The organism is Prauserella cavernicola (assembly GCF_016595675.1).
Lineage (GTDB): Bacteria > Actinomycetota > Actinomycetes > Mycobacteriales > Pseudonocardiaceae > Prauserella_A > Prauserella_A cavernicola.
Genome location: NZ_JAENJH010000002.1, coordinates 1,020,441 through 1,046,184, shown reverse-complemented (window position 1 = coordinate 1,046,184; position 25,744 = coordinate 1,020,441). Strand labels below are relative to the sequence as shown.

23 protein-coding genes and 1 tRNA gene are annotated in these 25,744 nt (G+C 72.2%); 8 read left to right on the top strand and 16 right to left on the bottom strand.

Going from position 1 to position 25,744, the window contains the following annotated elements; all coding sequences use genetic code 11:
* Positions 1-159 precede the first annotated feature (159 nt).
* Positions 160-1,395 carry an Hsp70 family protein gene (locus tag JHE00_RS11725; protein ID WP_200317789.1) on the top strand — a complete coding sequence of 412 codons (1,236 nt, stop codon included), beginning with the start codon at positions 160-162 and terminating at the stop codon, positions 1,393-1,395.
* A complete protein-coding gene (locus tag JHE00_RS11720) occupies positions 1,392-3,824 on the top strand; it encodes a LuxR C-terminal-related transcriptional regulator (protein WP_307831901.1) in 2,433 nt (810 codons plus the stop codon). Before JHE00_RS11725 ends, JHE00_RS11720 begins: the two co-directional genes overlap by 4 nt.
* 58 nt (positions 3,825-3,882) lie before the next feature.
* On the opposite strand, the gene JHE00_RS11715 is transcribed toward JHE00_RS11720, so the two are convergent.
* The 5 genes from JHE00_RS11715 to JHE00_RS11695 all read right to left on the bottom strand — a co-directional run bounded on the left by JHE00_RS11715 (position 3,883) and on the right by JHE00_RS11695 (position 8,496).
* Positions 3,883-6,720, bottom strand: coding sequence for a PQQ-dependent sugar dehydrogenase (locus tag JHE00_RS11715; protein WP_372440432.1), 2,838 nt, complete (start codon positions 6,718-6,720; stop codon positions 3,883-3,885).
* A 126-nt stretch (positions 6,721-6,846) separates the two neighbouring features.
* Positions 6,847-7,206, bottom strand: a complete 360-nt coding sequence (locus JHE00_RS11710; protein ID WP_200317787.1) for a hypothetical protein — start codon at positions 7,204-7,206, stop codon at positions 6,847-6,849.
* A 214-nt stretch (positions 7,207-7,420) separates the two neighbouring features.
* A tRNA-Ser gene (locus JHE00_RS11705) sits at positions 7,421-7,508 on the bottom strand.
* Between the two features lie 23 nt (positions 7,509-7,531).
* Entirely contained in the window at positions 7,532-8,017 is a 486-nt protein-coding gene (locus JHE00_RS11700) for a nucleoside deaminase (protein ID WP_200317785.1), read from the bottom strand.
* On the bottom strand, positions 8,014-8,496 hold the full coding sequence (locus JHE00_RS11695; protein WP_200317783.1) for a tRNA adenosine deaminase-associated protein: 483 nt from the start codon (positions 8,494-8,496) through the stop codon (positions 8,014-8,016). The genes JHE00_RS11700 and JHE00_RS11695 overlap by 4 nt, the downstream gene beginning before the upstream one ends.
* 74 nt (positions 8,497-8,570) lie before the next feature.
* Between JHE00_RS11695 and JHE00_RS11690 the strand changes: the two genes are divergently transcribed.
* Together JHE00_RS11690 and JHE00_RS11685 are read left to right on the top strand one after the other, a co-directional pair.
* Positions 8,571-9,800, top strand: coding sequence for a M20 metallopeptidase family protein (locus JHE00_RS11690; protein WP_200317781.1), 1,230 nt, complete (start codon positions 8,571-8,573; stop codon positions 9,798-9,800).
* Between the two features lie 19 nt (positions 9,801-9,819).
* Complete coding sequence (locus JHE00_RS11685) at positions 9,820-10,797, top strand: prephenate dehydrogenase (RefSeq protein WP_230423203.1); 978 nt, start codon at positions 9,820-9,822, stop codon at positions 10,795-10,797.
* Between the two features lie 3 nt (positions 10,798-10,800).
* On the opposite strand, the gene JHE00_RS11680 is transcribed toward JHE00_RS11685, so the two are convergent.
* Positions 10,801-11,064 carry an antitoxin gene (locus tag JHE00_RS11680; RefSeq protein WP_200318326.1) on the bottom strand — a complete coding sequence of 88 codons (264 nt, stop codon included), beginning with the start codon at positions 11,062-11,064 and terminating at the stop codon, positions 10,801-10,803.
* A gap of 55 nt (positions 11,065-11,119) precedes the next feature.
* Entirely contained in the window at positions 11,120-13,057 is a 1,938-nt protein-coding gene (locus JHE00_RS11675; protein WP_200317779.1) for an FUSC family protein, read from the bottom strand.
* A gap of 36 nt (positions 13,058-13,093) precedes the next feature.
* On the opposite strand from JHE00_RS11675, the gene JHE00_RS11670 reads away from it, so the two are divergent.
* Positions 13,094-13,534, top strand: a complete 441-nt coding sequence (locus tag JHE00_RS11670) for an SRPBCC family protein (RefSeq protein ID WP_200317777.1) — start codon at positions 13,094-13,096, stop codon at positions 13,532-13,534.
* A 2-nt stretch (positions 13,535-13,536) separates the two neighbouring features.
* On the opposite strand, the gene JHE00_RS11665 is transcribed toward JHE00_RS11670, so the two are convergent.
* From JHE00_RS11665 to JHE00_RS11635, 7 genes are all read right to left on the bottom strand, one after another.
* On the bottom strand, positions 13,537-16,116 hold the full coding sequence (locus tag JHE00_RS11665) for a CHAT domain-containing protein (RefSeq protein WP_307831900.1): 2,580 nt from the start codon (positions 16,114-16,116) through the stop codon (positions 13,537-13,539).
* A 48-nt stretch (positions 16,117-16,164) separates the two neighbouring features.
* A complete protein-coding gene (locus tag JHE00_RS11660) occupies positions 16,165-16,629 on the bottom strand; it encodes a carboxypeptidase regulatory-like domain-containing protein (RefSeq protein WP_200317775.1) in 465 nt (154 codons plus the stop codon).
* Entirely contained in the window at positions 16,626-17,231 is a 606-nt protein-coding gene (locus JHE00_RS11655) for an RNA polymerase sigma factor (RefSeq protein ID WP_200317774.1), read from the bottom strand. The genes JHE00_RS11660 and JHE00_RS11655 overlap by 4 nt, the downstream gene beginning before the upstream one ends.
* Positions 17,232-17,331: 100 nt before the next feature.
* Positions 17,332-17,682 carry a protease inhibitor I42 family protein gene (locus tag JHE00_RS11650; protein ID WP_200317773.1) on the bottom strand — a complete coding sequence of 117 codons (351 nt, stop codon included), beginning with the start codon at positions 17,680-17,682 and terminating at the stop codon, positions 17,332-17,334.
* A gap of 109 nt (positions 17,683-17,791) precedes the next feature.
* The gene (locus tag JHE00_RS11645) at positions 17,792-18,397 is read right to left on the bottom strand and encodes a hypothetical protein (RefSeq protein WP_200317772.1); all 606 of its coding nucleotides are present in this window, start codon (positions 18,395-18,397) and stop codon (positions 17,792-17,794) included.
* Positions 18,398-18,417: 20 nt separating this feature from the next.
* On the bottom strand, positions 18,418-19,569 hold the full coding sequence (locus JHE00_RS11640) for a C1 family peptidase (RefSeq protein ID WP_200317771.1): 1,152 nt from the start codon (positions 19,567-19,569) through the stop codon (positions 18,418-18,420).
* Positions 19,570-19,697: 128 nt separating this feature from the next.
* A complete protein-coding gene (locus JHE00_RS11635) occupies positions 19,698-20,213 on the bottom strand; it encodes a GbsR/MarR family transcriptional regulator (RefSeq protein WP_200317769.1) in 516 nt (171 codons plus the stop codon).
* Positions 20,214-20,304: 91 nt separating this feature from the next.
* On the opposite strand from JHE00_RS11635, the gene JHE00_RS11630 reads away from it, so the two are divergent.
* A complete protein-coding gene (locus tag JHE00_RS11630) occupies positions 20,305-21,207 on the top strand; it encodes an ABC transporter ATP-binding protein (RefSeq protein ID WP_200317767.1) in 903 nt (300 codons plus the stop codon).
* A complete protein-coding gene (locus JHE00_RS11625; RefSeq protein WP_200317765.1) occupies positions 21,204-22,847 on the top strand; it encodes an ABC transporter permease in 1,644 nt (547 codons plus the stop codon). The genes JHE00_RS11630 and JHE00_RS11625 overlap by 4 nt, the downstream gene beginning before the upstream one ends.
* A 53-nt stretch (positions 22,848-22,900) precedes the next feature.
* On the opposite strand, the gene JHE00_RS11620 is transcribed toward JHE00_RS11625, so the two are convergent.
* The gene (locus tag JHE00_RS11620; RefSeq protein WP_200317764.1) at positions 22,901-23,401 is read right to left on the bottom strand and encodes a hypothetical protein; all 501 of its coding nucleotides are present in this window, start codon (positions 23,399-23,401) and stop codon (positions 22,901-22,903) included.
* A gap of 57 nt (positions 23,402-23,458) precedes the next feature.
* Here JHE00_RS11620 and JHE00_RS11615 point away from each other — a divergent pair, with 57 nt between their 5' ends.
* On the top strand, positions 23,459-24,652 hold the full coding sequence (locus tag JHE00_RS11615) for a winged helix DNA-binding domain-containing protein (RefSeq protein ID WP_200317762.1): 1,194 nt from the start codon (positions 23,459-23,461) through the stop codon (positions 24,650-24,652).
* Positions 24,653-24,674: 22 nt separating this feature from the next.
* Here the strand turns inward: JHE00_RS11615 and JHE00_RS11610 are convergent, their stop codons facing one another.
* Complete coding sequence (locus tag JHE00_RS11610; RefSeq protein WP_200317760.1) at positions 24,675-25,733, bottom strand: hypothetical protein; 1,059 nt, start codon at positions 25,731-25,733, stop codon at positions 24,675-24,677.
* Positions 25,734-25,744 lie beyond the last annotated feature (11 nt).

The window sequence follows — 25,744 nt, the reverse complement described above, 5'->3', positions numbered from 1 at the left end:
CACTCCCTGTTGTCCACGCGTCCTGCTGGGGGTTCGGTTAGGGGATTAGGGGATCGGGAACGCTTACGGCTCGGGGTGTCATCCGGGTGCGCCGCTTTGGTACGAAAGGACGCACACTTGGCCCTCCCCGACCGAGAACCGTGAGGATCCGCCGGAAAAATGCGCTATGTACTGGGTGTCCACGTCGGCACCACGCGCACCACGGCCGCGGTGTGCCGTTCGGGAGCAGCCCACTGGGGGCAGCCCGAGGTCGTCCCCCTCGGGGGTGGCTTCCCGTGGCTCGACTCGGTGCTGCACGTCGGCCCGAACGGCGACGTCCTCACCGGTCAGGACGCTCTGCGTCGCGCGGCGGCCGAGCCCGATCGCATCGCGCGCGGCCCGCTGCGCCGCACGGGTGACGCCGTCCCCCTGGTGCTCGCCGACCTGTCCTACCCCGCCGAGACGCTGGCCGCCGCCCTGATCGGCTGGGTGGTCGATCGCGTCGCCGACGCCGAGGGCGCGGACCCCGAACGGATCGTGGTCACCCATCCGCCCGGCTGGTCCGGCTACCGGCGCGGACTGCTGCACGAGGCGCTCGACCAGGCCCAGCTGCCCGCGGTGCTCGCGCTGCCGAGCCCGATCGCGGCGGCGGAGAGCCACCTCGCCCGTGAGCGGGTGGAGGTGGGCCAGACGCTCGCGGTCTGCCGCGTCGGCGGCGAGCACGTCGAAACCGCGCTGCTGCGCCGCGGCCCGCACGGGTTCGAGCTGCTGGCCCACGCCGACGGACCAGAGCACACGGCGGGCGTCTACCTCGACGACCTGCTGGTGCGGCACCTGCAACGCGAGCTGTCGGTGGACGACAAGGACCCGGGCGCGATGGCGCGCCTGCGGGCAGCGTGCACCGCCGCGAAGGAACGCCTGTCGCAGGCGAGCGAGACGGCGGTGTGGGACGACGTGCCCGTCACCCGCGCCCAGTTCGAGGAGCTGGCCAGGCCCGCGCTGACGGCGGCGGTCGGCTCGCTGGAGCGGCTGGCCTCGACGGTGCCCTCGGGGCAGCTCGCCGCCGCGGTGCTGGTGGGCGGCACGGCCCGCATCCCGCTGACGAAGGAGCTGGCCGAGGACGCGCTGTCGTGCCCGGTCTCGGTGGACCACGATCCGGGCACCGCCCTGTGCCGGGGCGCGGCGCTCGCGGCGATGCCGAGGCCGGAGCCCGAGCCGGAGCCGACGAGCACGTCCAGCTCGCTCGTCGCAGCTTCCTACGAACTGCCCACGGTGTACGGCGGGGACGAGGCCGACGATCTCGAGCCGCCGCCCGAACGCCCCCCGGTCGAGATCACACCGCTGGAGCCGCCCAAGCGGCGGTTCACGCTGGCCCGCAAGGACTCATCGACCCCAGACCGAGACGAGGAACGGTGAGCCTCACCGGGATCAGGACCGAGCTGCTGCTCGACGAGCCGACGCGGGAGCTGTGCGCTGCCGTCGCGAACGGACGGCTCGCTCCGGCGCGGCTGGCGGTCATCGCACCGGGCGGCTACGGCAAGACCGCGCTACTCGACCACCTCGCCGCCGGCCGCACGCGCTCCGGACTGCCCGTGGCCCGCTTCGGCGAGCACGAGCCGGGCTCGCCGCTGGTGCTCGTCGACGACGCCCACGAGCTGGGCGAGAGCAGGCTTGCCGACCTGGCCGAGCTTGCCGCCGACGACCGCGCCGGGCTGGTGATCTCCACCCGGCCCTCACCCCGGCCAGCGGCACTCGACCGGACGCTCGCACTGCTGCGCGGACAGGTCGTGCTCAGGCCGCTCGACCGCGACCGGATCACCACACTGCTCGGCCGCGCCCGCGCGGGCCACACCGAGTTCGTGCACGACGAGACCGCGGGCGTGCCCGCGTTCGTCGCCCGGCTGGCGCCGGCGCTCGGCGCGGAGCCCGAGGTGCCCTCGGCCGCGCTCGCCGACTTCCGCCCCGAACTGGACCGGCTCGACTCCGGCGTGCTGGTGGTGCTGCTGGCGGCCGAGAGCGGGGCCGGGCTCGACCCCGGGCTGCTCACCGGGCTGCTCGGCAGGGAACCCGACGCGATCGCGGGCGTCGTCGACGCGGCGAGGGCCACCGGGCTACTCGGCGCCGACGGCTCACTGCTGCCGATCGCACGGCGGGCGCTGACCGCGCTCGTGCCCGCCGACCGGCGGCTCGCCGTACACCAGCGGCTCGTGCGGTTGCAGCTCGACCGCAGGGGTCCGGTGCTCCCGCTCGTGCGGCCGCTGCTCGGTGGCGGACTCACCGGGCCAGAGCCCGCCGCGGCGTTCGAGGCAGCAGCCGACGAGGCCGCCGAGGCCGATCCGGCGCTGGCCGCGCAACTGTTCGACGCGGCCGTGACCGCCGGGCTTCCCGCCTCCGACGTCGGCACGCGCTGGGCCGAGGCCTCCGCCAGGGCGGGCGACCTCGCCACCGCGGCCAGACTGGCCGACCAGGTGATCGCCGACCCGAACGCCCGCGATCGCAAGGACGGCGCCAGGGTGGCGGGCACCGCGCTGGTGCACCTCGGCCAGCTCGCGCGCAGCGCCGAGCTCTTCCGCTGGTCCGGCACCCGGCTGTCCACCGTGTACGCGGCGCTCGGACTGCTCGGCACGGGGCGCCGAGCGGAGGCGCAGCGCCTGCTCGAGACGCCGCCGGACTCCGACGAGCCGCCGACCCTGCTCTCCGGCGCGATGACGGCGGCGGCCCAGGGCATCGCCGAGTCGGTCTCCGGACCGCCGGCGGCAGCACTGTCCACTGTGGTCAGCTCGGCCGAGATGCTGGAACCCGTCGGCCGCTCGGCACTGTTACCGGACAGCCCAGCCGCGCTGGGCGCGCTCGTCGGCATCCACTGCGGTGAACTGGGCATCGCTGAGACGTTGCTGGAGCGCGCCGTCGCGGCCGAGTCGGGCGGGGACGCACTGGCGCCACGGCACCGGCTGCTGCTCGCGTGGATCGCGGTGCTGCGCGGCAACACCGACCTCGCGGGCGAGCGGCTCGCCTCGGCGGGCACGGAGCTGTCGCCGCGCGACTGGTTGTTCGCCGCGGGACTGCGGGCCGCGCTCGCGCGCAGGGCGAGCGACCTCAGCGGGCTTCGCACGATCTGGGGCGAGGCGTGCGACGCCGTCATCCGGCATCCCGTGGACCTGTTCACGCTGCTGCCGTTCGGCGAGCTGTCGGTGGCGGCGGCGAGGCTCGGCGACCGCGAGCGGCTCGCCCATCACGTGCAACGGGCGTGGGCACTGCTCGACGCGCTCGGCAATCCTCCACTGTGGACAGCGCCGCTGCACTGGAGTGGGCTGCACGCGGCGATCATGGCCGAACAGCCGGCCGAAGCACGCGAGCACGTCACGGCGCTCGAGGCCGCGGCGGGCCACAGCTCGCACCACGCCGTGGTGTCCGCCGCGGCGGGCTGCTGGCTCGACGTGATCGGCGGCAAGGTCGACGCCGCGCGCGTCGAAGCGGCGGCGCGCGGCCTGCACGAGGAAGGGCTGTGGTGGGACGGCGCGCGCCTCGCCGGGCAGGCCGCGATCCGCACCACCGACCGGGCCGCCATGGTGTCGCTGCTGGACTGCGCGCGGGAACTGCGTGGCCGCGCGCCCGGCGACGCCGTGACCGACCCCGGCGGCACCCCGAAGCTGAGTGAGCGCGAGGTGCAGGTGGCCGAGCTCGTCGTCGCGGGCATGACGTACAAGCAGGTGGGCGACCAGCTGTTCATCTCGGCGAAGACGGTGGAGCACCACATGGCCAGGATGCGGCAACGCCTGGGCGCCACGAGCCGCAGCGACCTGCTGGCCCAACTCCGCACCCTGCTCGCCGCCCGCGTGCGGTGAAGGGCACCTTTACTGCATTGAACGCAGTAAAGGTGCCCTTCACCGCATCTGTGGCCGGCTAGTAGCGGCGGTCGACCACTGATCCGTTCGAGGCGGTCCACTGGATGTAGCCGTGCTGGAAGTTGTTCCTGCGACCGCCCGCCACGGCGAACTCACCACTCGTCGGGTAGCCGAGGTAGGAACGTTCCCAGCCGCGCGCGGCCCAGCGCGAGCGGATCGCGCCGTAGACCTCCCGCGCACCGGTGCTCGCCGTCCAGTAGACCGAGCCGGTCTTGGAGAAGTGGTTGTACCGCCCGCGACCGTCGGGCGTCACGCCCTCGTCGGTGGTCGGGTAGCCGAGCGGGCCACGCTCCCAGCCCAGCGCCGCCCAGCGCTTGCGGATCTCGCCCCAGATGCCGTGCGCACCCGTGCTGGGGGTCCAGTAGATGGAACCGGTCTTCGAGAAGTGGTTGTACCGCCCGGTTCCGTCCGGGGTCACCGACTCGCTGGTGGTCGGGAAGCCCAGCGGAGAACGCTCCCAGCCAAGTGCCGCCCACTTCTTCCTGATCTCACCCCAGATTCCGTGCGCACCCGTGCTCGCCGTCCAGTAGATCGACGCGGGACCGGCGCCGGGCAGACCGGCGAAGTGGTTGTAGCGGCCCGTGTTTCCCGGCGTCGACGTCTCCTCCGTGCTCGGCGGGCCGAGCGCCCGGTGCGCGCCGAGCGCGACGTAGCGGTCGTGGATCGCGCCGAACACGGCCTTCGTGCCGGTCGGCGCCGACCAGTAGAGCCTGCCGCCTGCGTAGGGCCGGTAGTACACGCCGCCCTCGATGACCTCCGGCCCGGTCGGAGCGCCGAGCACCCCGCGCAGTCCGGCGTCGGAGCTGTAGCGCTGCTGCACCGGTGTCGTGTAGGTGGCGTGCAGCGTCAGGTCGGAGCTGCCCATCGTGACGGTGCGGCTCGCCTGCGTGGAGCCGTCCGACCAGCTCGCGAACGTCGACGCACCGTCGCTCGCGGTGGCCGCCGCCTCGATCTTCAGCAGCGCGCCCTCGGTGACCATCGCGACGCTGCCGCCGGTGCCCTCGTCGGGCATCTGCAGCCCGGTCGGCACGTTGCTGGTCAGCGTCACCCGGTGCTCCCTCGGAGCGGCGACGGAGGTGTAGCTCGTGGACACTCCGTCGCTGTCGGTCGCCGTGGCCGTGAACTCCATCCGCGAGTCCGGGTGGTCGGTGAACGGCATGGTGATCGTCGGGCCGGTGCCCGCGGGGCCACTGTGCGCGTGGCACGTGTCCTCCTCGGCGCAGTGCACGACGGAGCTGGTCCATGCGACGTCCACGGCGCCGTCCTCGACGTCGGTCGCCTCCACCGTCACCTCCACCTGCTCGCCGACCGCGAAGTCGCGGCCCTCCGGCGTGACGGGCGTGATCACGGGCGCGTGGTTTCCGGGCACCACGGTGATCTCCAGCGACGACGAGAGCCCGAGCGGGTCGGTGACGGTGAGCGTCGCGGTGAAGCGCTGCGCCGAGTCCGGGTACGCGTGGGTCACGCGCACGCCCGTGTCAGTGGCGCCGTCGCCGAAGTCCCACTCGTAGCGCAGCTGGTCGCCGTCGTAGTCGATGGAGCCCGACGCGTCGAAGGTGACCGTGCGCGTCTCCGGGTTCGTGCTCGTGGACGCCTTGGCCACTGGCTCGGAGTTGCCCGGCGCGTAGCTGAGCCTGCGCAGCTGCCCGGACTTGATGTCGGCGTAGACGATGTCGCCGCCAGGACCGGTCGCGAACTTCACCGGCCCGCCGATGTCGGTGCCGAACGGCGGGTTCTCCCTCGGCCGCGTCACGGTGCCGTCCGGCGTGAACCGCATCGTCCACAGCTTGTTGGCAACGTAGTCGCCGAAGAAGTACGTGTTGCGGTACTGCTCGGGGTAGACGGAGCCGGTGTAGAAGACGCCGCCGGTGACGCTGTTGCCCTGGTCGATGCCGCCGCCGTGGCGGTAGGCGACCAGCGGTGCGGTGTTCTCGACGCCGGCGCACGCGGCGAGCGTGCTGTAGCCGGGCGTGCGCGAGTTGCCCTCCCAGCACGGCCAGCCGTAGCGCAGGCCGGGCTTGACGAGGCTGACCTCTTCCCACGTCTGGTAGCCGACGTCACCGACGACGGGCAGGCCACTGCGCGGGTCGAGCGAGAGCCGGAACGGGCTGCGAAAGCCGCTCGCGAACACCTTGCTCCGCGTCGCACCCGGGGCCGCGGGGTCGTAGTACGGGTTGCCCTGCACCCCGTTGCCGTTCGGCAGGATGCGCATGATCTTGCCCTGCGGCTGGTTGACATCGAGCGCGCGCAGGGCGCGGGGATCGGTGCCGACGTAGTGGGAGACGTCGCCGATCGACACCCAGATGGTGCCGTCCTGCGCCGCGACGATCCCGGTGATGCCGTGGACGTTCGAGTCGCCCGGCACCTGGAGCAACGTGTTCTCGCCGGTGAGTCCGGCGGGCTCGTCGCCGCCGGTGACGGTCCAGGCAGCGAGCCGGATGACGTAGCCGTTGCCGCTGGGCACGGAGCGCGCGAGGTAGATCTTGCGCGAGCTCGCGTAGTCGGGCGCCACGGCGATCCCGACGAGTCCCAGGTCCTGCACGGGCTCAACCGGGAGCGTGGCGAGGGTCCGCGTGCGCGCGCCGTCCGCGGAGACCCACGCGACCTTGCCGAGCTTGCCGGTGGACAGCAGGCTGCCGTCGGGCAGGTAGGCGAAGTCGGTGAGGTCGAAGGCGGCCTGCCCGCTCGGTTGGTCCCTGAGCACGAAACCGTCGGGCAGTGCGGGCGCCGCCGAGGCATGCCGGGGCGGGAGCCCGGCGAGCAGGCCGGCGACCATGAGCGCAACGCCGACCACGGCGAACACGAATGCGGGCACACGCTTCCCTGCGGAGGACATGCCCCGTTTTCGCTAGATCGAGTGAATATGTTTCACACTCTGAAGTGAAGTAATTCGACTGTGACCACAGCACGTTGTCAGCACGTTGTCGCAACCGCGCTCAGGGCGGCGGTGAGCGACCAGGACCTAACCCTTGGTGTAGATCTCTCCGTTCCAGGTCTTCTGGTGGGGCAGGGAGAGCGAGCCATCGTCGGAGACCGTGCCCTGCACCGTCCCGCCTCTCTTGACGAGACCGCTGAAGGTCAAGTGGTCCCCGGAGACCGTCCAGGTGCACTCGCGGATGTCCCTCTCGTCGAGGTCCTCGATCTCTTGGCCCTCTTTGTACTCCTGGCTGTAGAGGCACTCGCCTTCCGACTTGATGACCAGGATGGTGTCACCCGCGGTACCGAAATAGGTTCCCTCCACGCTGCTCCCCCCGCATCCGGTGAGGGCGACGCCGAGCACTGAGACGGCTACCGCGCCGGTCGCCGCCTTGATGAAAAGCATGTTGTTGGCCCCTTGCAAGTCGAGCGGAACTCACCGCAGGTGGCACGGCGCGCATGCCGCGCCCCACCTCCGTCAACCGAATTCAACAACTCAGAGTCAATGGCTCACGCGACGCTCACCGACGAAGCTCCGTGCCACCTGCGGGGAAAGGCTCGAACACGACGAAGGCCTCGTCTCCCCCGATCGAACGGGAGAAACGAGGCCTTCATCTGAGCGGTAGCGGTGGGATTTGAACCCACGGACGGGGGTTACCCGTCACACGATTTCGAGTCGTGCTCCTTCGGCCGCTCGGACACGCTACCGACGGATACGTTACTGCATCGTCTCAGCGAGCTTCGAACGGGCCCGCGCTCCCACGCTGACCAGCGAAGAACTCCTCCAGCAGTGCCGAACACTCGTCGGCGAGCACCCCGCCGCGCACCTCGGGGCGGTGGTTGAGCCTCCGGTCGCGCACGACGTCCCACAGCGAACCCACCGCGCCCGTCTTCGGCTCCCACGCGCCGAACACCACGCGGGAGACGCGCGCCAGCACGAGCGCGCCCGCGCACATCGTGCACGGCTCCACCGTCACGGCGAGGGTGCAGCCCGCGAGCCGCCAGCCGTCGCCGAAGCTGCTCGCCGCCTCTCGCAGCGCGAGCACCTCGGCGTGCGCCGTCGGGTCGCCGAGCTGCTCGCGGGCATTGTGCGCGGAGCCCAACTCGGTGCCGTCGGGACCGAACACCACGGCGCCGATGGGAACGTCCGCCGTACCGCGCGCCTGCAGTGCGACCAGCAACGCCGCTCGCACCGCGGAGGTGTCGTCGGGCCTCACAGCTCGTCGAGCAGCTTGCCGAACTCGTCGGAGAAACCGCAGCGCTGCGCGATCATCTGCAGCTGCTCGTCCGGGTACAGCTCGACCTCGTTGACGATCACCTCGAGCTCCGGACCCGGCATGCCGAGATCGGCGAGCACCTCCAGATCGCCCTCCGGCCAGAGCACGTCGTCGTCCTCGTCGGGTGGATCGACGCGCAACAGGTCGAGTACGTCAGCGGCGATGTCGTAGTCGAGCGCCGCCGCCGCGTCGGACAACAGAAGTCCCGCTCCGCCGGGGCTCGGGCGCACGATCACGAAGAACTCGTCGTCGACGGCCAGCAGCCCGAAGACCGCTCCCGTCGAGCGCAGTTTCCTCAACTCCGTGATCGCGGCGTCCAGTTCCCCCAGCGCAGCCGTGTCCAACGGGCTGCATCGCCACCGGCCGTCCTCGCGCACGACGGCCACTGCGAACCCCGTGATCGGCTCCTTCACCGCCATGCGCCCACCGTATACCCGCACGGCCCCGCGCCGAGCGCCGAAACGTGCACCGTTGGCGTGTCAGTATCGAGTCCATGACCGGACCGACCGAGCTGCCCTCGCTTCCCGACGCCCGCTTCGCAGGCCTGCGCGCCGAAGCCGAGGCCCTCCAGCCCACCACGATCGCCCTGCGCAGGCGGCTGCACCGCCATCCCGAGCTGGGTCTCGAGCTGCCCGCCTCGCAGAAAGCGGTACTCGAGGCCATCGAGGACCTGCCGCTCGAGGTGACCGTCGGCAAGTCGACGTCCTCGGTCACGGCCGTGCTGCGCGGCGCGCGGCCCGGCCCCGCCGTGCTGTTGCGCGGCGACATGGACGCGCTGCCGATGCCGGAGGACACGGGCGAGGAGTTCGCGTCCGAAGTAGCCGGTGCGATGCACGCGTGCGGCCACGACACCCACGTCGCGATGCTCGCCTCGGCGGCTCGACTGCTCGCGAACCACACCGACGAGCTCGCGGGCTCGGTGGTGTTCATGTTCCAGCCGGGCGAGGAGGGCTTCCACGGAGCGCGGCACATGATCCACGAGGGCGTGCTCGACGCGGCGGGCACGCGCGTGGAGCGGGCACTCGGGCTGCACATCTACGCCAACCTGCCGAGCGGGCAGATCGCGACGCGGCCGGGTCCGCTCATGGCCGCGGCGGACACGTTCCACATCAAGATCACCGGCAGGGGCGGGCACGGCTCGATGCCGCACAACGCACTCGACCCGGTGCCCGCGGCGGCGGAGATGGTCGGGGCGCTGCAGACGATGATCACGCGCCGGATCGGCGTCTTCGACCCGGCGGTGCTCTCGGTGACCAGGATCGAGGCGGGCACCACCACCAACGTCATCCCGGAGACCGCTGTGCTGGAGGGCACCATCCGCACGCTGTCCGAGCGCACGCGGGCGCGCGTGCACGCGGAACTGGGCGCGGTGTGCGAGAACATCGGCGCCGCTCACGGCTGCCGGGTGCTCGCCGACGTCGACCCCGGCTACCCGCCGACCGTCAACGACGCCGGGCAGGCCACGCGGGTCCTCGAACTGGCGGCGGAGGTCCTCGGCGAGAGCAACTCGCTGGAGATGCCCGACCCGATCATGGGCGCCGAGGACTTCTCCTACGTGCTGCAACGGGTTCCGGGCGCGTTCGCCTTCCTCGGCGCCTGCCCGCCGGAGACCACACCGGACGAGGCCGCGCCGAACCACTCGAACCGCGTGCAGTACAACGAGGCGGCGATGGCGAGCGGGGTGGCGACGTACGCGGCGTTCGCGCTGGACGCCCTGCGCTGACGGGACGCGATACGGCAGGATGGGCGCCGTGCGAGACGTATGCGTGATCGGACTCGGGCTCATCGGCGGCTCCGTGCTGCGGGCCGCGGCGGCCGCGGGCAGGACGGCCTGGGGTGCCACCGACTCCACTGTGGACGCCGAGGCCGCCGTCGCCGACGGCTTCACCGCGACGGTCGACGTGGCGGGAGCGCTGCGCGACGCCGCCGAGCGGGACGCGATCGTGGTGCTGGCCGTTCCGCTGCCCGCGGTGGAGCGGGTGCTGCCGCTGGTGGCGGAGCACGCGCCGAACTGCCTGCTCACCGATGTCACGAGCGTGAAGGTGCCCGTCCTCGACGTCGTGGGCAGGCGGCTGCCGGACGCGCGGTTCTGCGGAGGGCATCCGATGGCGGGCACGGCCGAGTCGGGCTGGGCGGCGGGCAGCGCGACGCTGTTCTCCGGAGCCGCGTGGGTGGTGTGCGTCGAGGACGACACGGACCTGGACGTCTGGCGGGAGGTGGCGGCACTGGCGCTCGACGCCGGTGCGCACGTGGTGCCGACGAACGCCGCCGCTCACGACGAGGTGGTGGCCCGGATCTCGCACCTGCCGCACCTGATGGCCGGGGTGCTCGCCGCGGTCGGCGCCGTCGGCGGGCCGCTCGCGGCGGCGCTGGCGGCGGGATCGTTCCGCGACGGCACGCGGGTCGCGGGCTCGCACCCCGAGCTGGTGCGCGCGATGACCGAGGGCAACCGTGCTTCGCTACTGCCGGTGCTCGACGAGGCGCTCGGCAGGCTCGGTGCCGCGCGCGGCTCCCTCGCATCGACCGGCGGGCTGGCCGCGACGATCGACGCAGGGCACGAGGGGATTCGCGAACTCGACAAGTACGCTTCCGCCCCGCACACCGGGGTCCGCGTCGACCTCGGTGCACCGGACGCCCGCGTCGGACTGCTCGCACTCGGCGAGCGGGGTGGCCGGATCACCGCACTCGACGGCGACGTGCTCACCGGCGAGGTGCGGTAACCGCTACGGGTTCTGCGGTCCCTGCGGGCCCTGGGGATTCTGCGGGCCCTGCGGTCCGCCCTGGCCAGGCTGGCCGCCTTCGTCGCCCGCGCTCTTGTGCAGGAAGTTCTTCGCCTTCTTCGTTGCGCTGTCGATCTGGTCGGACTTGTTGCCGAACTTGGACTTCGCGAAGCCGCTGGCCTTGTCCAGTCCCTGCTCGACCTTGTCGCTGTTCTTGCTCAGCGCGTCCTGAGCCTTCTTTTTGATCTCATCGAAGTTGATGCCCATGTGTCCATTCACCAGCATTGACGTCTCCTGCGCAATGGGAGAACTCCCTTAGGGGTCATCCCCTTCGGCGGAACGTGAACCGCGACCTGGTCAGATCAGGTCCGCGTACGGCGTCGAACGCGTTTTCCAACTGATCAGCGATGTCGGACAGTTCCTCGGCGGCAGGCAGGTCGACGCCGGCGGGATCGCGCTGCTCACGGACCGCCGCGGCGAGTTCGCCGAGGCCCTCGGTGATCAGCCGGACGTCATCGGCCGCCGGTGGTCGCGCGCCGTGTTCGACGGTCACCACCACCGCCGTGACGGCGTCGGTGAGCTGTTCGAGCGCCACGATCGCGGGCCACCACGCCGCGGCCTGCCGTCCGGCGGGCGAGGGCTCCACCACGAGTTGCTGGAACGCGGTGCGCAAATCGGCGAGGCCGCGATAGGCCCTGCGCCGGTTTCTCGAACGCTCCGTCCGCTCCTGCGGGGTGTCGGCGGCCGACAGCCCGGTCTCGACGTAGTGGCCGACGGTCTCGGCGACGTCGGCGAGCCGCCCGCCGACCCGCGGCCGCCTGCTGCCTGGCCACAGCAGATAGCCGAACACGAGCACGATCACGCAGCCGATGACGGTGTCGACCAACCGCGCGAGCACGAGCGGCCAGTCACCGCCCGCGGTGAGGTCCATCTGCACGATGATCAACGGCGTCACGAAGGCGCTGAGGATGCCGTAGTTGCGCACCTTGCCGATCGCGGCGCCCGCGGCGAACAGCCCGACGAGCAGGACCAGTCCGATGCCCTGCGTTCCGATGCCGAGCACCGCGGCGCCGATTCCGACGCCCACGATCGTGCCGAGCCCGCGCAGGATCGCCCTGCCGAACACCGACCCGAAGTCCGGCTTCAGCACGATGCCGACGGTGAGCGTGATCCAGTACGAGCGATCGACGGGGACGACGAGGCTCACCAGCTCCGCCAGGGTCACGCACAGCGTCAGGCGCAGCGCCGCGATCCAGGTGAGCGGACCAGACGACAACAGGCCGAGCCACTCGCGCACGCGGGCGCGGAAGGTGACGCGCTCGCGCCGCTGGCGTTCCTGCTCGGTGTTGATCTTGGCGAGCCCGTGGTAGAGCGCCGTGATGGCCGGATCAGGGTGCTCGCCGCGCGGCGGGTCCGGCAGCGGGCCGTTCGCCAGCACGGCCGTGGCCACGTCGGTGAAGTACTCGATCACGTCCCTCGGCGCGCGCAGGCCCGCGTTGACCATCGCCACACACGCCTCGACGGCAGGTGTCGCCGCCGACAGCAGATTGAGCAGCTTGCGGTAGGTGACGTCTCGGCCCGACAGCCACGAGCGGGCGTTGAGCAGCCGGTCGTAGGCGGTGTTCATGGAGGCGGTGAGCTGCTGACGGGCCGCGAGCGCGGTCGCCTCGTCCTGCGCCGAGTGCAAGGCCGCCAGCTCGATGAACACCTGCGCGACGGCCTGTCGCTCCGGCGAGGTGGCGTGCACGGTCCAGCCGACGAGCGCTACGAGCAGACCCCACACCGCACCGCCGGCGAAGCACGCGAGCGCGAGCTCGGAATCGGTTCCCACGGAGTGCTGCCCGGTGCCGAGCACGGTGAACACGAACAGCTGCAGCGCCGCGATCGACGCGTTGTTCCCGGCCGCGCTGATCAGCGCCGAGACGGCGGAGACAGCCACCACCAGCGGAATCGAGAACGCCGGGTTGCCCCCGGTCAGCAGGCCGAGTCCGAACCCGACGACCGCGGCGAAGGCCGCGCCGGCGAGCCGGACGGCGCGATACCGGTACGGCCCGGCCGCGTCGGCGAGCACCGTGGGCAGCGCGCCGCTCGAGACCAGCGCGCCCAGCACGAGCTCGTCGAGCGCGAACCCGATAGCGATGGGCACGGCCAGCGCGATCGCGGCGCGCACGGCTCTGGCCCAGGGAATGGGGACGGGGGTCGAGCGGAGGAGATGAACGAGCCAGCGCGGTGCGGGCAGGTCGGCACGGGTCGAGCTCACCCCGACATCATCACCTACTCCGGTAGCTTTCCCGCGATGGTCGGCAGAAGGTTCTCGTTCGAAGTGCGGCGGAGCAGCAGCGCGGCGCCGGAAAAACTGTTCCGGCTCGAGACCGACGGTGAGCTGTGGTCGAGCTGGGCGGGCCCGCTGGTGCCGCAGTCGAGCCAGGCGCGCGTGCCCTGCGGGGTCGGCGCGGTCCGCAGGGTCGGGCTGTGGCCGGTGCTGCTCAGCGAGCAGACCGTGGTCTACGAGCCGGACCGACGACACGTCTACGTGCTCACGAGCGCGGGGCTACCCGTGCGCGACTACCGCGCCGAGGTGCTGTTCACGCCCACCGGCTCCGGAGGCACCGAGCTCTGCTGGAGCGCGTCGTTCACCGAGCGTCTGCCCGGCACTGGCGCGGTGACGGCTCCGGCGCTGCACGCCGCGCTGCGCTACCTGGCCGCGAGGCTGGTCACCGCCGCCGAACGCGCCTGAGCTCAGCCCGCGCCGAGGCAGAGGAACGGGCGGCGCAGCGGGTCGACAGCCGTGGCCTCGGCCAGCGCCACCGCGGGCGAGGTGCCCATCGCGAGCTGGCGGTGCAGGTCCGCCATGGCTTCGGCGGCGGCACCGTCACCGACCCGCGCGACGGCGCCGACCACCGTGCGCGATCCGCTCGCCAGCAGCGCGCCCGCGAACCCCAGTGCCTCCTCGCCCGGCCGGATGTGGCTCATCGCCAGCTCGCACGCGGCCAGCACCACGCGCTCCGGCGGGTTGGGCAGCCGCGCCGCCTCGTGCGCGAACAGCGGACCGTCCACCAGATCGAGCCGCGAGAACAGCGCGTTCGCCGGCTCGTGCGCACCGTGCGCCACCAGGTGCGCGACACCGGAGCCGTCCAGAGCGGACAGCACGTTGCCGCTGGTGGCCAGCTCGCCGTCCACCAGCCGAGCGTCGGGATAGACCGAGCGCAGCTGCCGCACCTCCCCGACGGAGCCCGGCACGCCAGGGCCGCCGACGAGCACCACCGACTCGGGGCTCGGGTTGCGCGCCGCGGCGACCCACGCCGTGGCCGACGGCGCGATCGACAACGGCCGGCCTCGCAACGCGGGCAGCGCCGCCCACGGCAGCGCGTGCAACGGACCGGTCGGCACCACCACCAGCTCGCGGTCGCCGAGCAGCCCTTCGAGCGGGCGGATCAGCAGCTCGTCGAGCGTTGCCGCCCTGCGCCGCGCCGAGGCGGTCACCGCCGTGGCGAGCGCGCCAGGCAGGTGGTCGGGCGCCAGCGCGTTGAGATCGGCGTGCAGCTGCTGCGCGGTCTCGACGGCCTCGCTGTACGCACCGAGCCGCACGAGCCGGAACCGGCCGTCGCGCACCACCACCGCGGCGAGTGAGTCGCCGTGCCAGACCAGGCTCACCAGCACGCGCTCGCCGAGCTTCCCGGCGACCTCCTCCGGCGAGGACACCGGCCGGGGCCTGCCCCAGCGGGACGTGTACCAGCCGAGCCTGCTCGCCTCGCGTTGCAGCCACGCGTAGCGCTGTTCGAGCGCCGCCACCGGGCGGCCCGAGAGCCGGTGCTGCTGCACGGTGCGCTGGACGTGGCGCATCTCGGTGATGTGGTGTGCCAGCACGGGATCGTCGATCGCGGGCAGTGGTTCGTACCGGTACACCTGCGCGCGGGTGCGTTCCTGCCACGCGAGGAGCCTGCGGGCGCCGCTGCCTCCCGTGGCCGTGCCCAGCACCAGCCCGACAGCGAGCGAACCCAGTTCCTGACCGTGCACGGCCGTGCCGCACAACAGGTCCAGTCCGCCCATGCGGTCCCTGGCCCAGCCCAGTTCGGTGAGCCCGCCGCGCGCCTGCGCGAGCGCCGCGCGCGTCCGGCCGGTCGCCACCGCCAGCTCGGCGCGGCACAACCGCAACAGCATCCGGTGGTCGACAGGTGTCGTGCGGCGCGGCCTCGGCACGCTGGCGAACTGCTCGGCCGCGGCCTCGACCTCGCCTCGGCGCACCAGCAGCCGCACGGCGAACAGCCGCGCCGCCGCCGCCTCGTCGCGCAGCCCGAGCTCGGCGAGCCTGCCTGCGAGGCGGACCAGCTCCCCCGGCAGCTTCGCCGGCGGGCGGCGTCCCGACTCCAGCAGCTCCACGGCGTCGACGCGCAGCCTGGTGAGCGCGGCGATCTCGGCCCAGGGAGCGTTGCCCCGGCGCAGGAACCGCCTGCGCGCACCGGCCGCGAGCTTGCGGGCCAGCGCGACGTCGCCCTCCAGCAGCGCCGCGGCCGCCCTGGCGACCTCCGCCTCGGCGAGGTCCTGGATCACGCGGTTGCGGCGCAGGACGGGCAGCGCCTCGTCGAGGTGGCGAGCGGCGTCCTCGGCGAGCCCCGCGACTAGCAGAGCCCGCGCCTGGTCCACGCGCACCCTCGCGAGCCAGCCCGGCGCCGCGGATTCGAGGATCCGGATCGCCTCGTCGTAGTGCCGTAGTGCACCGGGAATGTCACCGGCGAGCCGGGCGAGGTCGCCGAGCCCGTGCCTGGCCTTGCCCTCGAGTCGCGGGTGCCGGCGTTCGGCGGAGAGTGCGATGGCGCGGTCGAAATCGCGCCTCGCGGCGTCGAGGTTGGACTTCTCCGCGTGGATGTGCGCGCGGTTGAGCAGGGTTCGCGCCAGCATCAGGCCGTCGCTGTCGATGCGTTCCAGCGTCGGGATGATCGCGTCGAACAGGCCCAGCGCCTCCGACAGCCTGCCGACGCGGAACAGCAACAGCGCGCGCTGGCCGGAGATCGCCGCGGTCAGCTCCTCGCGCCTCGGCCCTTCCGGCAGCGGTTCGAGCTGCACCTGGGCGCGCTTGAGCCCTCGGAAGCCCTCGGCCGTGGAACCGACCTCGGCCGTGGCCAGAGCCAGACTGATCAGCACCCGGACGCGAGCGGCTGTCCACTCTGGACCAGAGCCGCCCCCGTCGAGCGTTCGCAGCGCCTTGCGCAACAGGCGGATGGCCTCCACGTTGTGCGCACTGCCCGCCGCGTCGTTGGCTCGCCGATGGTCCGCGAGAACGGCGGCGAGGGCTCGATTCGGTTGTCGATCACCACGCACGGGATCTATGGGAGCACATCCACCGCCCCACTCCGCAAGCTGGATCTTTTACAGCACGACTGCCGGCGTGACAACGGTTCGTCTGCATGAAATCCCGTCGACGTATACCACTATCTGAGTGGTTCCCCGGGGCACGTCGTGGAGAACGAACCGCCCACCGTCGTCCGCTGTGGTCGAAACCGAGTCGTACCCGGCAACCCGGACCTCGACGCCGTACTCCCCCTCCGGCACGAGCCACCCGTCGATCCGGTGCGCCCTGCCGACCTTCGTCAGGTTGATCATGACCGTCAGGTCGCTGACCGTGAAGGTGATCGTCCCCTGCGCGACGCTGCGGACGCCCGACAGTTCGTCGGCCCGCTCCCAGCGCGCGACCTCGACGTCGAGGTTCTCCAGCTCCAACGCGAACTGCACGCGCTCGACCAGACCTTCGGGCGGCGGATCGAGCTCGTCGACGAACCGGCCGAGCTCGGCGAGCAGCGCCTGGTCCTCCGGGTGGGTACTGCCCTCGTTCATGCGCTGCCCCCTTGAGCGTCAAGCAGTCCCCGCATCCGCTTCAGACACCGGCCCCGCGTGGGGCCGATGCTGCCGTGCGGCATCCGGAGCACGTCCGCGACGAGCCGGTACTCGACCCGGCCCGCGAGCACGGTCAACCGCAACAGTTCCTGGCACCGCTGCGGAAGCTCACCGAACGCGGCCCACAACCTGCGGTCGCGGTCGGCCCGCAACGCCTCGGCCTCCGGCGCGGGCTGTGTGCTCGGCACGGTCTCGGCGAGCTCGTCGGTGAGCGGCACCGGCGGCGGCTTGCGGCCACCGGCGCGCTGGGACTCGCGGCGCGCGGTGGTGATCAGCCACGCGGCGAGCGCTCGCGGATCGGCGAGACGGTCGAGATGGCGGAACAGGGCGAGCCACACGGTCTGCACCACGTCCTCCGCGGTGTGCCCGTCCAGGCCGTTGCCCCTCGCGACGTGCCACACGAGTGGCGTCAGCTCAGTGACCAAGCGGTTCATGGCCAGCTTGTTGCCCACGCGCGCCGCGTGCATGCACGCGGCATAGAGCTCGTGGCCGTGGAGTCCTTCCCACGGAGGGTCCGCCTCGGCGGTTCTGGCGTCCGTCACCGCACCCGCCCTTCGCTGTCGCTCTCTTCAAGTCGGCGCAGGCAGTATCCCGGTCTCCCGAGAGCAGAGGAGCGGGTTGCGGAAAGTCAGATACATGAGGTCACTCGTTCGGACTAGCGATCAGAGCAAAAGTGACCGAGCGGCGCGGTTCGTCCTCCCACGGCCGCGCCAGCTCGGCCTCGATGAGGTGCCGGCCGGCATCGACGACGTCGAGCGCCAGCCGGCGAACCCCACCTTGTCCGGGCGGCCCCACCCCGCGGGACCGCCCGGCCGGATGGTCGACACCCCCAAGGACGAACTCGTCGACGACCAGCCGGACCCCCTTCGGTAGCCGCAGCGACCACCGGTAACCCGACGTCCGGATCTCCGGGAGCGTCAGCTCCACGGTGTCCCCGACACGCAGCTCCGCTGTCGTCCCCGCATCGGACTGCGCGAGCCGGACCAGTGCCACCACACCTCCCGATTCCTCGTCCCCGACTTGTCCCCCGACATTCCCCCGACGGCGGTGGTGGCCGACGGCCCCCTCGACTATCGGCCACCACCTGCTTGCTGCGCGGACCTCAGACCACCAGCTGGTCGATCTGTCCGCGCTCGTCCTCGTGGTACGACACCGGCAGGCGGTAGTTCTTCGCCAGCAGCGCCAGCAGCGTCAGGTGACTGTGGCCCGACTCCGAGGCCGGAGACAGCCGCTTCCAGCCGATCCCGTGCACCGCGACCCACACGCCCGGCGAACCCGCGGTGGAGAACAGGTGCGTCACCGCGCGGCCGTTCACCCAGCCACCGCCGGCGGAGGCACCGTTGTGCCCGTTCGGCTGCTGCTGCGCCGCGCCGCTGGGCGGCGAGGAGTACGGGTCCCAGCCGGTGGGCGCGGGCGTGGCGGCAGGAGGCGGCGAGTACGGGTCCCACCCGGCCGGGGCGGGCGGCGGGCTGTAGGGATCCCAGCCCGCCGGCGCCGGACGGGCCTGCGGCGGCGAGTAGGGGTCCCACCCCGCGGGCGCGACCCTCGCGGGCGGCGAGTACGGGTCCCACCCGGCGGGCGCCGGACGCGCGGGCGGAGGCGAGTACGGGTCCCAGCCCGCCGGCGGCTCTGGCGGAGGCGCGTCCTGCGGCTGCTCGGCCGGTGTCTCCTGCTCGGGCTTGGTCTCGGTCACCGTGTCGTCGGTCATCGTTGGCGCTCCGTACTTCGTCAGTTGACGGGATGGATGATGCTGAGCTCGTCGTTGTCGATGAACGGCACGAACGGACGCCCGCTGGCCCTCGCCCCGCTGAGCTGGGCGAGCGCGGCGGTGGTGCCGTCGGGCCCACCGGAGAGCCGGGTCCAGCCCAGGTTCTCCAGGTAGGCCCAGCCGTTCGCATCGTGCGCGGTGGCGAAGAGCCGGAGCGCTCGCTGCGGAGGCAGCCACGCGCGCAGGCTCACGCCGGTGCAGCCGAGCGTCGTCGGCCGCGGCTCGGGGTAGTCCTCGATGTAGGCCTCTCCGTATGCGATCCGGAGGAAGCCGTCCTCTCCCCAGTCGGGACCCCACGAGTTCTTGGCGATCCAGCAGCCCGCTTCGTCGTCCCAGCCGATGAGCGCGACACAGTGCCCGCCGCTGGTCTCCTCGGTGGTGCGCCGGTACACGCCGCCGGTGTAGTGGAACAGGTCGTCGAAGACCACGAGGCACGCGGTGACCGCCCCGTAGCCGTAGATGTGCTCCTTGATGGCCACCGGATCCTGGCTGAGGTCGACCACGCCCTCAGCCTTGGCCAGCCGGTCGCGCCAACCGGGGTTGAGCGCGCCGGAGTCGTCGTCGTAGTACGGGTAGTGGTCGTCGAAGGTGACGCCGATGCCCTCGCAGTCGGCGAACAGCTCGTCCGGCCACGTGCCGTCGGGCAGGATCGCCTCGCGCGCGGCGGCGTGGCCGAAGAACAGGTGCGCCTCGGAGAGGTCGAGCCGCAGGCCCGGCGCACCGCGGGTGTAGGCAGCGGTGGTCTCCAGAGCCGCGATGGTGCCGAACGCGCTGCACGAACCCGTCTCGCCCTGGTCCTTGACCTCGGTGACGTAGTTGCGTCCCTCGACGTCGCGCAGGTCGAAGGCCTTGGGCAGGTGCGGACTCGGAGCGTGCCGCGCCGACGTGGATCCCCCTGCGGCGGCGAGCGCGACCTCGGCCATCCGGCCCGGCAGGTCAGCCCGCGCGGAGAGCTCTCCCGCCGCCGGCGACGGGACGCCGAGCCTGGCCTTGCGCGCGTCGCCGGAGAGCCTGCTCAGCCGGGTCTCGCCGCAGCGCCACGGGTCGCCCAGCGCCGCCAGCGAGTCGCGGATGCCCGCGATCTCGGCGGTGCAGGGGTGCTCGGCGCTCATCTGGGTCCTCCCGGAGGGTGGCTGACGTGCTGTCGGCCATAGGACGCAGCAAGACCCCTTCCAGATACACCCGGGGTAAGACTTTTTTCATCCCCGCGCGTCCGCGCGGGTGAGAGCATCCGAAAAGCTCACGCTCCGCGTTCGGTCCGCATGCGTTCCTCGTGCCATCGGTCGAACAGCGCCGGGACCTCCTTGACCACGAAGGCGAGGAAGTCGGCCATGCGGCTCAGCCGCAGGCCCGCCGGGGTGTCGGGGCCGACCGCCTCGACGCCCTCGGCAGTCGTGTCGCGCCACATGCGCAGCATGCGGTCGCGCTTGAGGAACGACGCGAACCAGAAGTCGTCGTAGAGCTGGTAGTGGTCCCGGCGTTCACCGGGCTGGCGTTCCTTGCTGATGAGCCCGACCTGTTCGAGGTAGCGCACGGCGCCCGAGATCGCGGCGGGGCTCACCTCGAGGGCCTCCGCCAGGTCGGCGGAGCTCATCCGGCCCTCGTCGGACACCGTCAGGGCCGCGAAGACCCTGGCGGGCATGCGGGGGAACCCGATCTGCGACAGCGTCAGCGCGAGGCTCTCGACGTAGGCGCGGACACGCTGCTCGTCACGCCCGGAAGCCGGGTCGCCGGGCGACTGCGGACTGCTCGACATGCGCTCCATCCTTCCCGAGAAGCAGACCAACACTCAATCTATACACTTCCTTAACTTCACAAGTTTGTGAAAACACTGTACTTTCGGCGGCATGAAGAACGCCATCGACGTCAACGACCTGCGAAAGTCGTTCGGGTCGACCAAGGCCCTCGACGGACTCGACCTGACCGTCGCCGCCGGCGAGGTCCACGGCTTTCTCGGCCCGAACGGCGCGGGGAAGTCGACCACCATCCGCGTGCTGCTGGGACTGCTGCGCGCCGACGGGGGACGCGTGAACCTGCTCGGCGGCGACCCGTGGCGCGACGCGGCGAGCCTGCACCGCCGGCTCGCCTACGTACCCGGCGACGTCAACCTCTGGCCCAACCTCTCGGGCGGCGAGGTGATCGACCTGCTCGGCAGGCTGCGCGGAGGCATCGACCAGCGCCGCCGGGACGAGCTCGTCGAGCGGTTCGACCTCGACCCGAAGAAGAAGGGCCGCACCTACTCCAAGGGCAACCGGCAGAAGGTCGCCATCGTGGCCGCGCTCGCGTCCGACGTGGAGCTGCTGATCATGGACGAGCCCACCTCAGGCCTCGACCCGCTGATGGAGGCCACGTTCCAGCAGACGGTGCAGGAGGTGCGCGAACAGGGCCGCACGGTGCTGCTCTCCAGCCACATCCTCGCCGAGGTCGAGGCGCTGTGCGACCGCGTCAGCATCATCCGAAACGGGCGCACGGTGGAGACCGGGACCCTCGCCGACCTGCGGCACCTCACCCGCACGTCGATCTCGGCCGAGCTGGCGGGACACCCGAACGGGCTCACCTCGCTGGAGCACGTGCACGACCTCAAGGTGGACGGCAACAAGGTGCGCTTCGACGTCGAGACGGACTCGCTCGACGAGGCACTGCGCATGCTCACCTCCATCGGCGTGCGCAACCTGACCAGCCAGCCGCCGACCCTCGAGGAGCTCTTCCTCCGCCACTACACCGAGACCGAAATCGGATCGGCGTCGTGACCGCCACACTGGAACGGCCCGGCTCCGCGCACACGCGGCAGCAGGCGGGCCACCTCGTCGGCACCCGGCACCTCGTGCGGCTCGCGCTCCGCCGCGACCGCATCGTGCTGCCGGTGTGGATCGTCGTGATCGGGATGCTCGCGTCGGCGGGCGCCGGTTCGTACGAGGCGATCTATCCCACGCAGGCCGAACGGGACGCGCTGACCGCGTCGATGGGCTCCAACCCGTCGCTGACGCTGCTCTACGGTCCCGCGTTCGACCTCAGCACGGCAGGCGGTTTCACCGCATGGCGCTTCGGCGCCTTCCTGGCCCTGTTCACGGCGCTGGCCTGCATCTTCACGGTCACCCGCCACACCAGGCAGGAGGAGGACACGGGCAGGCACGAACTGCTCGCGTCGGCCGTGGTCGGCCGCTACGCCGCACTGACGGCCGGGGTGCTCGTCGCCGGGCTCGGCGCGCTCGCCACCGGGGTACTGATCACCGTCAGCCTGGCCGGAGTGGGCATGCCGGTGGCGGGCTCCGTCGCGCTGGGCGCGGGCACGGCGCTGACCGGCTTCGCGTTCACCGGCGTCGCCGCGATCGCCGCGCAGATCTCCGAGTACTCGCGCGGCGCCAACGGCATCGCCGCGGCGGTGCTGGGCGCGACGTTCCTGCTGCGCGCGGTCGGTGACGCCGCCGCCGACGCCTCTTGGCTGTCGTGGCTCTCGCCGTTCGGCTGGGCGACCCAGGTGAGGGCGTTCGCGGACGAACGCTGGTGGGTGCTCGGGCTGCTCGTCCTCGCCGCGCTCGTCACCGGACTCGTCGGCTACCTGCTGCTGCCCCGTCGCGACGTCGGCATGGGCCTCATCCAGGCCAAGCCGGGGCCCGCGCGGGCGGCGCACGGTCTGCGCTCACCGTTCGCGCTTGCCTGGCGATTGCACCGCGGTGCGCTGCTCGGCTGGATCATCGGGTTCGCGGTGTTCGGCGCGCTGTTCGGCTCGCTCGCGGCCGGGGTCGGCGACGTGATCGGCGACAGCGCGGAGGCGCAGGAGATGTTCGCGCGGCTGGGCGGTTCTCAGAGCATGGTGGACGCCTTCCTCGCCTCGATGGCCGGGATCATGGCCATGATCGCCTCGCTCTACGTCGTCCAGGCCACGGTGCGGATGCGCTCGGAGGAGACGGCGTTGCGCGTCGAGCCACTGCTCGCGACCAGCGTGAGCAGGCTGTCGTGGGCGGCGAGCCACCTGGTCTTCCCGCTGCTGGGCAGCGCCGCGCTGCTGGCGGTGGCCGGCTTCGCGACGGGGCTGCTGCACGGGCTGCGCGTGGACGACCTCGGCGGGCAGCTGCCCGCGGTGCTGGGCGCGGCGATGGCGCAGCTGCCCGCCGTGTGGGTCGTCGCGGGTGCGGCGACGGCGCTGTTCGGGTTGCTGCCCAAGCTCGCCACCGCGGCGTGGGCCGTGGCGGCGGTGTTCCTGCTGATCAGCATGTTCGGCCCGATCGCGAACGCCGGACAGCTCGTGCTCGACCTCTCGCCGTTCCAGCACATCCCGAAGCTGCCGAGCGCGGAGTTCACGGCGACGCCGCTGGTGTGGTTGAGCGCGTTGGCGCTGGTCCTGCTCGGCATCGGGCTCGCGGGGTTCCGCAGGCGCGACATCGGTTAGCGGTGTCCGGCCGGAGCCCGGGTCCTGTCGGGGGGCGCGGGCTCCGTTCGCGTTCAGGTACCGGTGCGGACGGTCCCGTCGGCGGCGACGTCCAGCTGTGCCTGCGGCCCGGCGACGCCGCAGTCCTTCCCGTTCGGATACACCGGGCCTGGGGTGAGGTCCAACGTCTGGCGGGTGAGCTCACCGCCGTCGGCGCCGGTGATCGTCAGCGTCACCCGGACCTGCTGCTCCGGCAGGCCCGGCACGTCCGCGAAACCGTCCTTCTCGCCGGTCTCACGGACCTCGGCCGAGCAGACGTCCTCGGGCCGATCGCCCGTGCAGCCGGTGTCGACCGCTTCGGTGGTGGGGTGCAGCATCACCCGGCTCGACCGGCAGGACTGCGCCCAGCACGTTTCGAGCGTCGCGGCTGTGGCCTCGCCTGCCACCGAGCCCGGTGCGACGGTCACCGAGATTCCGGCGGGCGCGCCGATCGCGGTGCACGCACCGGGGCCAGCGCCCGCCGAGGCACCACAACCGGCGACCAGGAGCAGGGCGAGCAGCGGGAGAGCACGCATACCTCGAAGGACGGTGCGCGTCCGGCATCGCGTTGCATCCGTGGCTACCTTTTCCGGATGGAGACTGTGGACGAGACGCGGGCGGTCCGGTTCCGGCTGGCCAGGCAGGGCCTCGGCAAGCGGGCACCCAAGGGGAACCTGGCGGAGACGGCCGGCGCGGTGGCCCCACAGAACTCACCTCCCGGCTCGGCGGGGCAGGCACTACAAGCCCGCCTCACCGGCCTGACGCCGCAGCTCATCGAGGACGCGGTGACCGAAGAGAAGGCGCTTGTGCAGCTGTGGGCCATGCGCGGCGCGCCGCACCTGGTGCCGGTCGACGACGCGGGGGTGTTCACCACCGGGCTGCTACCCGAAAGCGAGGAGTCGTTCCTGCAGTTCATTCCGGGGGTGGCCGATCACGCGGCCAAGTTCGACCTCGGTGTGCGGCAGCTCGTGGAGTACACGCGCTACGCGCTGTCCGTCGCGCTCGACGGCAGGCAGCTGAGCAAGGACGAGCTGGGCGTGGCACTGGCCGAGGAGGTGGGCAAGCGGCTGCCGCCTCGATCGCGCAAGGGCTGGGCGGAGCCGGACGGACTGGGCTCGAACACCTACGGGCAGAGCACCGTGCGCTACGCGCTCTACGTCGTGTCGCTGTACGGCGTGCTGTGCATCGCCTCGCAGCCCCGAGGGAGCGCGAAGTTCGCGCTCACCGAGCAGTGGCTCGGCGAGCCGTTGCCGACGTGGGAGCCGGACCGCGCCAGGGCGGAGCTGGTGCGCAGGTACCTGCGCCTCCACGGACCGTCCACCGCGGCCGAGCTCACGGCGTGGACGGGCGCCTCCACGGAGTTCACGAAGGCGTCGTGGGACCTCGTCGCCGACGAGCTCGCCGAGGTGGACTACCGCGGCAAGCGGGCCTGGGTGCTCGCCGAGGACCTGTCCGAGCTGCGCACGCCACCCGCGATCAAGGGCGTGCGCCTGCTGCCGCCGTCCGACCCGCTGCTGGCGAACAGGGACCGCGCCGCGCTCGTCGCCGACGAGGCCACGCGCCGCAGGATCTGGCGGTTCCAGGGCAATCCCGGCGTGGTGCTGGCCGACGGGGAGCTCGTGGCGCTCTGGCGTCCCAGCAAGAAGGGCAAGACGGTGACGATCGGCGTCGAGGAGTTCCGCCCGCTCGGCGGCACGGTGAAGGACGCCATTACGAAGGAAGCCGAGGCGCTGGCGCCCTTCCGCGGCGCCGAGCAGGCGCGGGTCACGGTGACGTCCGCGGGCTAGCCGACGCCCCGGCTTCGGCGGATCAGTCGAGGTCGGACAGTGCCAGCTGGGCGTCGTCGACGAGTCGGTCGGCGGCCTCGAACTCCTTGCGGGCGGCCATGGTCCGCTTGCGGGCCTTGGCCTCCGCCTCCTCGGCGACGCGGAGTTCCCTGGCTGCGGCGTTGCGCGCGGTGCGGGCCCGCGCGAGCTCGTCCCTGGCACTCTGCCGCCGCTCCCGCAGGCGGCGCATCTCGTCGTCGCGCTGCGACTCGTCCGGCTCCGGCTGCACCACGGGCGGCTTGGTCCCGTCCACCCGCTGCGGTGGCTTCGCCACGCCGGACTTCGCCCGGGTGTCAGGCTCCGGTGGCGTGGACTTGCTGAGCTTGGCTCCGCCCGGTCGGCGCGGCTCCGCCTCACCCTTCGGCTCGGGCGGCCTTGTCGTGCTCGACTTCGCTCGGCCACGCCGGGGTGGCTGCGTCTCGGCCTCCGACGTCGACCGCCGCCGTTGCACCGGCTCTGCCTGTTCTGCCTGCTCTGCGTGGCCCGCCGAATCCTCCGACTCGGTGCCACGCGGCCTCGCCGGCGCCTTGTCGCGCGGCTCCCGCGTTCCCGGTGCGGGGCCGAGCGCCATCCAGTCGCCCGCGAAGGCGTCGCCGGGGTGCAGCGCCGTCGTGAGCCTGCCCTCGGTGACCGCCCTGCCCGCGTCCGGCTCGGCGAGTGCCGTGTCGAGGGTGTCGTATACCTCCCTCACCACGGCCTCGCCCACGGTCCCTCCGCCCAGCGTCGCCGCGCGGTCGGCGAGCTCCCGCACCAGTTCGTGCCTGCGCCGGGACAGCGCGCGCAGGTCGTCGCCCGACAGCTCGGCGTGTGCGCGGCGCAGTGCGTCCCCGAGGTCGATCAGCTCGGCGACGTCCTCGGGATGGGCGCGCGCGAATGTGTTGACCAGCCACGCCGCGCTCGTCGGCTTGCGCAGCGACTTCACCCGGCTCGCGAGGTCCTTGTCGCCGGCCTTGCGGGCCTCGGCGGCGCGCCGGTCGCGCACCTTCGTGAACTCGTCCCGGTCGAGCTCGTAGAGCTCCTCGGCGACCGACTCGAAATCCATGGCTCCAGCCT

What these genes read in the sequence shown, in the direction of transcription:
- JHE00_RS11710 (WP_200317787.1), bottom strand. Translation starts at nt 7,206, where the DNA reads ATGCTTTTCATCAAGGCGGCGACCGGCGCGGTAGCCGTCTCAGTGCTC.
- JHE00_RS11715 (WP_372440432.1), bottom strand. Translation starts at nt 6,720, where the DNA reads ATGTCCTCCGCAGGGAAGCGTGTGCCCGCATTCGTGTTCGCCGTGGTC.
- JHE00_RS11685 (WP_230423203.1), top strand. Translation starts at nt 9,820, where the DNA reads ATGGGCGCCGTGCGAGACGTATGCGTGATCGGACTCGGGCTCATCGGC.
- JHE00_RS11640 (WP_200317771.1), bottom strand. Translation starts at nt 19,569, where the DNA reads ATGAGCGCCGAGCACCCCTGCACCGCCGAGATCGCGGGCATCCGCGAC.
- JHE00_RS11635 (WP_200317769.1), bottom strand. Translation starts at nt 20,213, where the DNA reads ATGTCGAGCAGTCCGCAGTCGCCCGGCGACCCGGCTTCCGGGCGTGAC.
- JHE00_RS11620 (WP_200317764.1), bottom strand. Translation starts at nt 23,401, where the DNA reads ATGCGTGCTCTCCCGCTGCTCGCCCTGCTCCTGGTCGCCGGTTGTGGT.
- JHE00_RS11610 (WP_200317760.1), bottom strand. Translation starts at nt 25,733, where the DNA reads ATGGATTTCGAGTCGGTCGCCGAGGAGCTCTACGAGCTCGACCGGGAC.
- JHE00_RS11630 (WP_200317767.1), top strand. Translation starts at nt 20,305, where the DNA reads ATGAAGAACGCCATCGACGTCAACGACCTGCGAAAGTCGTTCGGGTCG.
- JHE00_RS11725 (WP_200317789.1), top strand. Translation starts at nt 160, where the DNA reads ATGCGCTATGTACTGGGTGTCCACGTCGGCACCACGCGCACCACGGCC.
- JHE00_RS11645 (WP_200317772.1), bottom strand. Translation starts at nt 18,397, where the DNA reads ATGACCGACGACACGGTGACCGAGACCAAGCCCGAGCAGGAGACACCG.
- JHE00_RS11670 (WP_200317777.1), top strand. Translation starts at nt 13,094, where the DNA reads ATGGTCGGCAGAAGGTTCTCGTTCGAAGTGCGGCGGAGCAGCAGCGCG.
- JHE00_RS11615 (WP_200317762.1), top strand. Translation starts at nt 23,459, where the DNA reads ATGGAGACTGTGGACGAGACGCGGGCGGTCCGGTTCCGGCTGGCCAGG.
- JHE00_RS11680 (WP_200318326.1), bottom strand. Translation starts at nt 11,064, where the DNA reads ATGGGCATCAACTTCGATGAGATCAAAAAGAAGGCTCAGGACGCGCTG.
- JHE00_RS11690 (WP_200317781.1), top strand. Translation starts at nt 8,571, where the DNA reads ATGACCGGACCGACCGAGCTGCCCTCGCTTCCCGACGCCCGCTTCGCA.
- JHE00_RS11695 (WP_200317783.1), bottom strand. Translation starts at nt 8,496, where the DNA reads ATGGCGGTGAAGGAGCCGATCACGGGGTTCGCAGTGGCCGTCGTGCGC.
- JHE00_RS11660 (WP_200317775.1), bottom strand. Translation starts at nt 16,629, where the DNA reads ATGAACGAGGGCAGTACCCACCCGGAGGACCAGGCGCTGCTCGCCGAG.